Genomic DNA, 10,409 nt, shown 5'->3' on the forward strand with positions numbered 1-10,409 from the left:
ATAGTTCATAAATATGATGGGCATATAATAATGGAGTCAACGGAAACAGAGACTACAGCAACTGTGAATATTCCAATAAAAAAATTCACTTCATGAGCTAAGTGTCACTATCATTTGAACGATAAATCTGTATGCTTAGTATTCTTTAGTATGAATAAATCTATACGATATGTAAGCTGGCATAATAAAAGGCAATAATAGTGTAAAGGTTTCCTGACTCATATGGGGCAGGGGATAAAATTGCTTTTGATATACAGAAATAAATGTAGAAGGGGAGGCTTGTCAATTTAGGAGGATTATGACAGTATATAAGCATATAGGGAACTCTCTATCTGTTTTTTGTAAATTTCAAGTTCGTAGTAGCTCTTCCTATGAAGCAGCAAAAAGGGAATTGAAACTAACTTATACATTAGGAGAGTAAACGATTACGAATGGAGGAAATAGAGTTATGTCAAATTTGCCAAATTGCCCAAAATGTAATTCAGAATATACTTATGAAGATGGCAGCCTTTTAATTTGTCCAGAATGTGCTCATGAGTGGACGCCAGGCTTGGAGAATGAAAATAGCGAAGAGCAGAAGGTTGTCAAAGATTCAAATGGAAATGTTTTAAACGATGGAGACGCGGTAACGGTTATCAAAGATTTGAAAGTAAAAGGAAGTTCATCGGTTTTAAAACAAGGTACAAAAGTGAAAAGCATTCGTTTAGTCGATGGAGACCATAATATTGATTGTAAAATTGATGGTTTTGGAGCGATGAAATTAAAGTCTGAATTTGTTAAAAAGATATAAATGTGATTTTAATATACAAAATAATCAGCCCCTAAAACTAGATACCATGATTCTTCAAGGTTTTTGGGGGCTGACCTATTTTAATTAAATACCTGGAAACCAGCCTGGTGTATGAATAATGGCATTCCATAATGGATCAGGTATAACTAATTGTTCCTGTTTACTTTTGTCAATCTGTGTTACGATTTCCTCTTCCCTTCCTTCTGCTACTTTTTGCACCCAATCAGGGTCAATAATTAGCTCTCTACCAAGTGCTAGTAAAGGGACGCCTGTCTCAAATGCTTTACGAGCATCATCAGCAGAATAAATAGAACCTACACCGATAAGAGGAACTCGATTATTAATCGTTTCTAGCAGGTATTCAATGCGTGTTTTATTGACATCATCTACGCCTCTTCTAGCTGTAGAAAAGAATTCAGTTAATGAAACATGTAGATAATCTAAGTCTTTATCGGCTAAAGCGTCTACTAAGGCTAGTGTATCCGCCATCGTAATTCCCGGTGTTTCTGGTTCTTCCGGTGAAAAACGATATCCAACAATAAACGGAGATTGAGCATGCTCCTTAACTACATTCTTTACCTTATCTACCACTGCTAAAGGGAAGGTCATACGCTTTTCGAGACTACCCCCAAATCGATCTTCACGACGATTAGAATGTGGGGAGAAGAATTGTTGAATTAAATATCCGTTTGCTCCATGAATTTCAACTCCATCGAATCCTGCTTCAATCGCACGTCGAGTCGTTTCTCCAAAAGCATGAATAATCTCCTCAACTTCTGATTCTGTCAAAGCTCTTGGCTTTACAGCTGGTTCTTCTGTTGAAGCACCGCTTTTTTCTGCAGGTATATCACTTGCACTTACAATTTCACCATTAGGGACTAGCTCTGGAGGACACATTCTTCCACCATGGAACATTTGTAAGACGGCTTTAGCACCTTGATCTTTAATTCCTTTTGCTAACTGCTTTAAGCTTGGTATCATTTCATCACTGTCACCACCAAATTCACCATGAAACCCTTTTCCGTTTGGAGTAACATATGTACAAGCAGTAATCACCATGCTGACTCCTTTAGAGCGGCGAGCGTAATAATTTACTTCTGCCTCTGTTACTGTTCCATCCGGATTAGACGAGAAGTTTGTCATAGGCGCCATAACAATTCGATTTTTTAACTCAACTCCATTTGCAAATGTATATGGAGATAATAAATGTTGGTCATTTTTATTCATGCTTACTTTCCCCCTTCATTAGGATATAGTTAACATACTAAATAAAATAAATCTTTTACAATGTTATGCTTAGCTAATAAGCTGAGTCTTATTAAAAATAGACGCTACCTTATGAAAGGGGAGCGCCTATTTTGGGATGTTCTATAGTTTAAAAATCAAAGTTGTCAGGGTCTGGTCCTACTCGATGATTTTCATTTAGTTCATCAATTCTCTGCATTTCTTCTTTCGTTAACTCAAAGTCAAATACAGCAGAGTTTTCAACAATTCGATGTTCTTTCGTAGATTTCGGAATGGTTACAACACCGTTTTGTAAATCCCAACGTATAATAACTTGAGCGATGGTTTTATTATGTGTATGAGCAATTTTTTGTAGAACCGGGTTATCCAGTAATTGACCTTGCATTAGAGGTGACCAAGCTTCTAACTGAATTCCGTGTTCTTGACAAAAGGTTTGAACTTCTTTTTGCGTTAAACGTGGATGATATTCTACTTGATTAATCATCGGCTTAATTTCCGCATCTTTCATTAAGTCTTCAAGATGATGGATTTGGAAGTTACTTACGCCGATTGCTTTTACTTTCCCTTCCTTATAAAGAGTTTCTAATGCTCGCCATGCTTCCTTGTATTTCCCTTCTACAGGCCAGTGAATAAGATATAAATCTAAATAATCTAGACCAAGTTTCTTGAGGCTTGTTTCATAAGCGGCAATCGTTGATTCGTAACCTAAATCAGAATTCCACACTTTCGATGTAACAAATAATTCTTCTCTAGACATGCCCGTTTCACCCAGCCCTTCGCGGATAGCTTGGCCAACGCCTTCTTCATTTTCATAAATGGCAGCTGTATCAATACTACGATATCCATGTTTAATGGCGAATTTAACAGCATTCACTAATTCAGGGCCTTCTTCTACTTTAAATACTCCAATACCAAGCCAAGGCATTTTAACACCGTTATATAAAGTTGTTGTATCTTGTAAGTTTCTAATCATTATCAATAAACCTCCATTTGTTGTTATAAGAAAATAAAGTTGTTTTATATTTGTGTAGCATTGAGTCAACCACCTCCTTTAATTTATCTTTTTTCAAGAATTCTACTCCAACCTGTAAGCATTGCGGCCATTAGTACCATTAGTGCTCCTATCCAAGAAGTGTGAATTAGTCCGATAGAGTTTGTGATAACCCCACCTAAATAGGATCCAAGCGCAATTCCAGCATTAAATGCAGCGATGTTAATAGCTGATGCTACATCCACTGCTGTTGGTACGAAACGCTCTGCTAACATGACTACATAGACTTGTAAGCCTGGCACATTCATAAAAGCCATAAGTCCCATTAAGAAAATGGTCATTAATCCTGCTATTTTAAATGGTGCTGTGAACATTAAGATAAATAGTATAACAGCTTGTACAATAAACATATAAAATAATGCTTTAATCGGATTTTGATTAGATAGCTTTCCGCCTATCATGTTACCAATTGCAATCGCAATACCGTAAATAAACAGAATCACTGCAACGGTTCCTTCCTTAAATCCTGTGATAGTCTGCAGTAATGGTGATAAATAAGTAAAGACAACGAATGTTCCTCCATAGCCTAAAGCGGTAATGATAAACATAAGCAGTAAGCGGCCGTTTGTTACCAACTTGAACTGATCCTGCAGTGTTGTACGTTTTCCCTTTCGCAGGTTAGTTGGAATCAGGATACTGTTTGCGATTAGTGCAAAAACACCGATCGCTACTATGACGATAAAGGCCATTCTCCAGCCGAATTGCTGACCGATGAATGTTCCGAATGGAACACCTGTAACGGTAGCTACTGTCAGCCCAGTGAACATAATGGATATCGCACTAGCTCGCCGATTTTCTGGTACTAAATCAGCGGCAATCGTGGAGCCAATGGACATGAAAATACCATGTGAAAAGGCAGAAATCACACGGACTGCGAGTAAAACCCCAATACTGGAAGCTCCAGCAGCGATACTGTTTCCTATAATAAAAATAATCATAATCCAAAGTAATAAAGTTTTACGTGACATCCTCGAAGTAAGAGAGGTGAGAATAGGTGCTCCAAATGTTACTCCTAAAGCATATAAAGAAACGGTTAAACCGGCTGTTGTAACAGGTATTTGTAAATCCTTCGCGATGAGAGGCAGTAGACCAACACTAATAAATTCTGTCGTTCCAATTGCAAATGCACTGACTGCTAATGCAAGTAGTGCGAATGTACTTCTTTTTTTATCTATAGACATTTTTTTCCCTCCAAAATGATTGTGACACTGTATGAATGAAGTCAGTTAAAGTAAACTATATAAATTAATGAATACGATAACTTTTAACTGGCAAATGTTATTATGGGATATATGTAAATTAAAGAAAAGTACGTACTTTAAAGTAATATAGGTACCTGAAAGTTCTATAGGTACTTTTAGGTACCTATTAATTTGGAGGAGAAATTATGAAGAAAAAGAAATACAATATATCGGTAGAAGCGACATTAGAAGTGATAGGCGGGAAGTGGAAATGTGTGATTCTATGTCATCTAACACACGGAAAGAAACGAACTAGTGAATTGAAACGTCTTATGCCAGATATTACTCAGAAGATGTTAACCCAGCAATTACGTGAATTAGAAGCGGATGGGGTAATTAATAGAATTGTGTATAATCAGATTCCTCCGAAAGTGGAATATGAGTTAAGTGAATATGGATGGAGTTTACAAAGTATTTTAGATTCTCTTTGTGCTTGGGGAGAAAAGCATATTATGAAAGTATACGGTGATAAATTTGCTGTGTTAGAAGAGAATGTTTTAAATGAACATTTGAAGTAAGGAGATCTTAGCTTTATCAAGAAATCCTTGGCTGTAAATAATTAAAAGGCCTACTGCTGTATATACACAACAGTAAGCCTTTTTTTAGTGATATTGTACAAAGGTATTCATTTAAATGTTCCACTTGTCATAGGTCAGGCACTGTTCAAGTCTTTAAGACAGAATCTTTTATTTCTGGGAAGCTAGAGTAGCATTAAGTGCCTGCCCTTTTTTTGGCCATTCACCGACAAACTCAAGTTCACTATAAGTAAAGTAGTTATGCAGAATTTCCTCTCGATTATCTAGGAAAAGCTGATCTGCTACGGCTGATACAAGCTTAGGGATACCAAACCTCATACCCGAAAGCGCAGAGGCTGAAATACCGCAACTGATTAAGGCTGAATAGTTAAAAGCAAAAATTCCATGAAGGAACTTTTTATTCCTTTCATCACGGCTCAGGAAAGCAAAGCCAGGACTGAGATAAGGATGAGCATTGAGCAAAGGATTGCTTATCTCCTCTGGTGCTTTATATCGATCCTCCCAGCGAGCAATATAGTTTTCAATTAGTCTCAATTCTGGACGTAAAGCGGGATTAGTTAGAAGACCAGTGCTGATGAGGAGGAAATCAAAGGTGAACGTTCCTTGAGGCGTAGTGACTACCGCACCTTCGTCTGCTTCTTCTACATTAACCCAAGGTGCTCCTATATGCAGCTGGAAACCAGACCACGAGGATGCACGTTCAAAAGTATCATTAGTCGGTGGTTGATTATGTTTAAAGAAGTGAGCCATAGCAGCGTACTTATCGGTGTCCGATAGACTATGGAAACGTTCAACCATCCCTGAGACTTCCATCTGGCGAATTGGGTTGATGCGTGGAAGCTCCTTGCGACGAACAAAGACATGTGCTTCGGCTGCACCTTGCAATAGTGCAAAATTGGCATTATCAAAAGCCGAGGCACCGCCTCCCAAGATCCCAATTTTTTTATCTTTAAGTGTTTCAAAATCAATAAATTCAGAGGTATGAGCATAAAGCTGACGTGGTAACTTCTCGGAAATCATAGGTGGTACATGCCATTCACCGCCACCTTGAATACCAGTAGCTAGAATGACTTTACGTGCAAGTAATAGATTAGATGGAGCTCCTGGCCCTTCGATATGCAATCGGTGAATGTCTTCGTCTGTAGGTTCAATGAGCTTAAGCTTTACTTCATTCATGACGGGGAGATTGAGAACCTTTCGATACCAGCGTAAATAATTCATCCAGTCACCGCGGGGGATTTTCACGATTTGTTCCCAGCCCTCTAATCCAAATTGTGCCTCCCACCATGAACGGAAGGTAAGCGAAGGGATTCCGAGGTCAATGGAGGTTAGATGTTTGGGTGTTCGCAATGTCATCATACGAGCGTAGGTTTCCCAAGGGCCTTCTAGGCCTTCCTGGTTTTCATCGATTACAAGGATATTAGATATTCGCTCACGCATAAGACCAAAAGCAGCACCTAAGCCACTTTGACCGCCGCCGACAATGACTACATCATAAACATGTCCTTCAGAATGATTGAGTGGGCGAACCCAATCTTCACCTCCAAAGGCAAGATAGGAAAGGTCTCTTTTTACTTGTTCGTTTAAAGCCTCTAATCCCATAGTTTGTTCATTCCTTTCAATTGTATGTTTAATCGATACTCTAATTCCTTTCTTTCATTCGTTTCAATCTGTAATAATGGCTTTTTTAACTGTATAAAAAGTGTTTTTCTTTAAATTAGAATTCATTATTGAGAAGAATAAGAAACAAAATATTCTGTTAACTAATATACTAAGTGATGTCATTTTTTATAACATTATTTCGTTTATGTTCTTATATTATCATGTTTGTTTTTACATTTCATTGTAATTTCATCCAAAACCCCCTTTTTTTATTGTGCAAATATATTAGATTTATAACTTTTTTGTCATAACGGATAAAGTAGAGGTTAAGGGGAAATGTAAAATAATCAAAAATAATGTTTTTGTGTTAAAAAATATGACATAGTAATTGTTGGATAGGTAACTTTTGTGGTAAATGCTTTAATCTTTGATAAAAAAGGTATATCGATACCTAATGAAGCGAACCCTATAGTTTAGGTGATTTTATTCGTGTTTTTTATACTGTTATCTAAAATTAAACTCGTCAATGGTGAAAATAAACATAATAAAACGAACGATGTGTATTGACGTAATTTTAATATTCGTTTAATATAATTTGCGGAGTTAAAAAATAAAAAAGAAAAATCATGTTCATTCGTATATTCTCAGTGATACGGTCTGAGAGTTTCTACTAGGAGCCGAAAATTCCTAACTACGAATGGGTAGTTCAATCTGCCCATTTATAGTTAGGAATTTCTTTTATTAGGGAGGATATATGGAACGTTTATTTAGATTGCGTGAATTGGGAACGAATGTAAAGACGGAACTATTAGCTGGTTTTACAACTTTCTTAACGATGGCTTACATTATTGTTGTGAATCCTGCCATCTTGTCCGCTGCGGGTGTGCCATTTAATCAAGTATTCATTGCGACCATTTTGGCTGCAGCTATTGGAACATTAATCATGGCTCTCTTGGCAAATTATCCGATTGCCATTGCTCCTGGTATGGGGATGAATGCTTATTTTACAAGCGTTGTTGCTACCCAAGGAGTAAGTTACCAAGTTGTTTTTGGTACGGTTTTTTTAGCAGGGATTTTATTCATCATCTTGTCGTTGACTAAATTTCGTCAATTACTTATTGAATCGATGCCTACTTCCTTAAAATATGGAATTACAGCAGGGATTGGTTTATTTATTGCATTTATTGGATTGAAAATGTCGGGGATTGTTGTAGCGGACCCTGATTCAGTTGTGGTTTTGGGTGATTTACATAAGCCTGTTACAATCTTATCGATTGTTGGCCTGTTTATCACGTTCATTTTAATTGCTCGTAAAATAAAGGGTGCTTTGTTTATTGGTATGCTTATTACGGCAATTATCGGTTATTTTACGGGGATGTTACAAATGGAAGGTGTTGTATCCAAACCACCGGCAATTGTATTTTTTGATTTAGATATTACAGGTGTTTTTTCGAATTCGTTATATACAGTAGTGTTTGCCTTTTTGCTTGTTACTATTTTTGATACAACGGGAACAATGGTTGGAGTAGCGGAGCAAGCGGGTCTAATGAAAGATGGAAAGCTGCCAAGAGCTAAATCAGCTCTTGCTGCAGATGCTGTTGCGACAACCGTTGGTGCGACGCTAGGTACGAGTCCATCTAGTGCTTATGTTGAATCATCGTCAGGAGTGGCAGCTGGAGGGCGCTCTGGCCTGACTGCTTTTGTAGTTGCGATTCTTTTCTTGATTGCCCTATTTTTCTCACCATTAGTAGCAGCTATTTCATCACTTTCAGCTATTACAGCTCCGGCTTTAATCATTGTTGGCTGTTATATGATGGAAGGGTTAGCGAAAATCAATTGGAAGGAATTTGATGAAGCATTCCCGGCTTTTGCGGTTATTTTGACTATGCCTTTAACGGGAAGTATTGCAACTGGAATTGCAATTGGATTTATTACGTATCCAATCATCAAGCTTGTAAGTGGTAAAGGGAAAGATGTACATCCAATCATTTATCTTTTCGGAATTGTTTTTATCATTCAGATGGCCTTTTTTCCAGGGCATTAAGGCATGGGATATTCTCATAATACACATGCTTTATGAATAACACCAATATAGTGAATCGTATTATACTAAATGGTGGAAAGTGAAACGGGATACCTATCTAGGGTATCCCGTTTCCTGTCTTTCTTAAGCTGAAATTCGATGTTCAGATTCAGATCTTATCATTTTTTCTTTCTTACCATGCAGAAGGGAATAAAGAATAGATGCGACTAGGCTGAAGATACCTAAAATGATATATAAATTTCTATAGCCAGTCATTGGGATAATAAACCCAAGTACATAAGGACCGAAACCTAGTCCTGCATCTAGAAAGATAAAGAAAGTCGATGTAGCTAACCCCATGCGATGAGATTCAGTCAATTTTACGGCAATAGCTTGAGTACAGGATTGCATATTACCAAACCCAAGACCGATAAGGGCACCAGATAATAATAAAGTGATGCTGTTATTTGCTGTACTAAGAAGCAGCAACCCAGCTCCAAGGAAAACAAAGGCAGGATACATCACAATGTTTGCTCCCTTCACGTCCATTAAGCGGCCTGTGAAAGGACGTGAAACTAATACTGCAACAGCATATACAATGAAGAAAAAGCTAGCTGCATTGACCAAGTTAATTTCCATTGCATAGAAGTTGATAAAGGAAAGAACACTGGAATAACAGAAGGCTACTGCCAGCGTAACAAATGCAATGGGCAGTGCCTTAGGCTCAATAAAATCAGAAAGTTTGAATCCTTTTACCTCTGGTTTTTTTGTTGATTTCTCTAATATCGGTACATATACAAAGAAGGCGGTAATTAAACTAATTATCCCTAAAGAAAGACAGAAGCTAAAAATTATTTGGAAGCTTGTATGTTGGCCCATATATAGCCCAATAAAAGGACCAATTGCGGTAGCGAGTGTTGCACTCATACTAAAGTAGCCAATCCCTTCTCCTTTTCTTGTTTGCGGGATAATTTGGGCTACAATTGTACCAGCCGCTGTACTTGCCATTCCTAACGTTACACCATGTATAAAACGATTAAAAAGTAAGAAAGCAATGCCATAATTTAAAAAGTATAAAAATGTCGTCAAAGTAAAGAAGATTAAGCCGATAATTAATGTTCTTTTTCGGCCAATCAAATCAAGAACACGGCCGATAAATAGTCGTCCAATTAACGTCCCAATAATAAAAATTCCTGTTACAAGTCCCGCTTGGCTTGTGGAAGCATGGTATTCATTCACGGCATACACTGCAATGGTAACCATTAATAAATAAAAGATTAACGTTAAGAGAAAATTAACAGAGGAAACAATAATGAAATCTTTTGTCCAAAGTTTAGGTCTTGATGAAGTCAATTTTTATCCTCCCATTCTATAAGATTATTGTGTATTTCCTTCATAATATGGATAGCATTGAGTTGCTCTTGTTCCGAGATTCCTTTTAAAATGTCCTTCTCAAATTGATCAATTGTTATACGGACATGCTTGTATACTTCTTTGCCTAGCTCTGTAAGCTGTATTCTTTTTTCCCTTTTGTCCTTGCTTGGAATTTGCTCAACATATCCTAATTCTTCTAGGCGATTTATGGTTCTAGTAACGGTAGGCTTTTCTACGCTTAAATAATTAGAAAGCTCTACAAGCGTTATGGAACCGTTAAGGGATAAATAGTATAAAATCGTCCATTGCGCTCTTTGGATCTGATGCTGGCTAAGCAGTATATTTAATTTGTTTTCAAAAGGGCGGTATAAAAGCGTGAATTGGTGGAAGAATTTTTGAAATGTCTGAATGGGAAACACCTCCTGTATATAGTTAGCTAAGGTAATTATTACTCAAGGTAACTAATTTAATATAACAGAATTCAACGTGTGTGTCTATGGAGTAACAAATTTTTACATAAAATTTGTTATGGTTCAAAATATAGGAT

Annotated in this window: 9 protein-coding genes and 1 riboswitch; of the genes, 3 read left to right on the forward strand and 6 right to left on the reverse strand. The window is 37.2% G+C overall.

The genetic code is table 11. The features are described 5' to 3' along the window. Positions 1-448 precede the first annotated feature (448 nt). Complete coding sequence (locus V7068_RS21985) at positions 449-790, forward strand: zinc ribbon domain-containing protein YjdM (protein WP_499714551.1); 342 nt, start codon at positions 449-451, stop codon at positions 788-790. A gap of 84 nt (positions 791-874) precedes the next feature. Here V7068_RS21985 and V7068_RS21990 read toward each other — a convergent pair whose 3' ends face one another. The 3 genes from V7068_RS21990 to V7068_RS22000 all read right to left on the reverse strand — a co-directional run bounded on the left by V7068_RS21990 (position 875) and on the right by V7068_RS22000 (position 4,267). After that, on the reverse strand, positions 875-2,017 hold the full coding sequence (locus tag V7068_RS21990) for an NADH-dependent flavin oxidoreductase (protein WP_499714552.1): 1,143 nt from the start codon (positions 2,015-2,017) through the stop codon (positions 875-877). Between the two features lie 148 nt (positions 2,018-2,165). Beyond that, entirely contained in the window at positions 2,166-3,008 is an 843-nt protein-coding gene (locus V7068_RS21995; RefSeq protein ID WP_499714553.1) for an aldo/keto reductase, read from the reverse strand. Between the two features lie 83 nt (positions 3,009-3,091). Continuing rightward, positions 3,092-4,267: an MFS transporter gene (locus V7068_RS22000; protein WP_499714554.1), complete on the reverse strand. Its 1,176-nt coding sequence runs from the start codon at positions 4,265-4,267 to the stop codon at positions 3,092-3,094. A 206-nt stretch (positions 4,268-4,473) separates the two neighbouring features. On the opposite strand from V7068_RS22000, the gene V7068_RS22005 reads away from it, so the two are divergent. Further along, a complete protein-coding gene (locus V7068_RS22005) occupies positions 4,474-4,845 on the forward strand; it encodes a winged helix-turn-helix transcriptional regulator (RefSeq protein WP_252287940.1) in 372 nt (123 codons plus the stop codon). 168 nt (positions 4,846-5,013) lie between these two features. On the opposite strand, the gene V7068_RS22010 is transcribed toward V7068_RS22005, so the two are convergent. Then, entirely contained in the window at positions 5,014-6,465 is a 1,452-nt protein-coding gene (locus V7068_RS22010) for an NAD(P)-binding domain-containing protein (protein WP_499714555.1), read from the reverse strand. 614 nt (positions 6,466-7,079) lie between these two features. Then, positions 7,080-7,179, forward strand: a riboswitch (purine riboswitch). Positions 7,180-7,219: 40 nt separating this feature from the next. On the opposite strand from V7068_RS22010, the gene V7068_RS22015 reads away from it, so the two are divergent. Further along, positions 7,220-8,509, forward strand: a complete 1,290-nt coding sequence (locus V7068_RS22015) for an NCS2 family permease (protein ID WP_499714556.1) — start codon at positions 7,220-7,222, stop codon at positions 8,507-8,509. A gap of 123 nt (positions 8,510-8,632) precedes the next feature. Here the strand turns inward: V7068_RS22015 and V7068_RS22020 are convergent, their stop codons facing one another. Both V7068_RS22020 and V7068_RS22025 read right to left on the reverse strand, forming a co-directional pair. Further along, positions 8,633-9,841: an MFS transporter gene (locus V7068_RS22020; protein WP_499714557.1), complete on the reverse strand. Its 1,209-nt coding sequence runs from the start codon at positions 9,839-9,841 to the stop codon at positions 8,633-8,635. Beyond that, the gene (locus V7068_RS22025; RefSeq protein ID WP_499714558.1) at positions 9,838-10,281 is read right to left on the reverse strand and encodes a MarR family winged helix-turn-helix transcriptional regulator; all 444 of its coding nucleotides are present in this window, start codon (positions 10,279-10,281) and stop codon (positions 9,838-9,840) included. The genes V7068_RS22020 and V7068_RS22025 overlap by 4 nt, the downstream gene beginning before the upstream one ends. Between the last annotated feature and the right edge of the window lie 128 nt (positions 10,282-10,409).

Source organism: Bacillus sp. JJ634, from assembly GCF_036962285.1.
Lineage (GTDB): Bacteria > Bacillota > Bacilli > Bacillales > DSM-1321 > Peribacillus > Peribacillus asahii_A.

Bases quoted from the DNA above. Each gene is read 5' to 3' on its own strand.
- V7068_RS21985 (WP_499714551.1), top strand. From the start codon at position 449: ATGTCAAATTTGCCAAATTGCCCAAAATGTAATTCAGAATATACTTAT.
- V7068_RS21990 (WP_499714552.1), bottom strand. From the start codon at position 2,017: ATGAATAAAAATGACCAACATTTATTATCTCCATATACATTTGCAAAT.
- V7068_RS21995 (WP_499714553.1), bottom strand. From the start codon at position 3,008: ATGATTAGAAACTTACAAGATACAACAACTTTATATAACGGTGTTAAA.
- V7068_RS22000 (WP_499714554.1), bottom strand. From the start codon at position 4,267: ATGTCTATAGATAAAAAAAGAAGTACATTCGCACTACTTGCATTAGCA.
- V7068_RS22005 (WP_252287940.1), top strand. From the start codon at position 4,474: ATGAAGAAAAAGAAATACAATATATCGGTAGAAGCGACATTAGAAGTG.
- V7068_RS22010 (WP_499714555.1), bottom strand. From the start codon at position 6,465: ATGGGATTAGAGGCTTTAAACGAACAAGTAAAAAGAGACCTTTCCTAT.
- V7068_RS22015 (WP_499714556.1), top strand. From the start codon at position 7,220: ATGGAACGTTTATTTAGATTGCGTGAATTGGGAACGAATGTAAAGACG.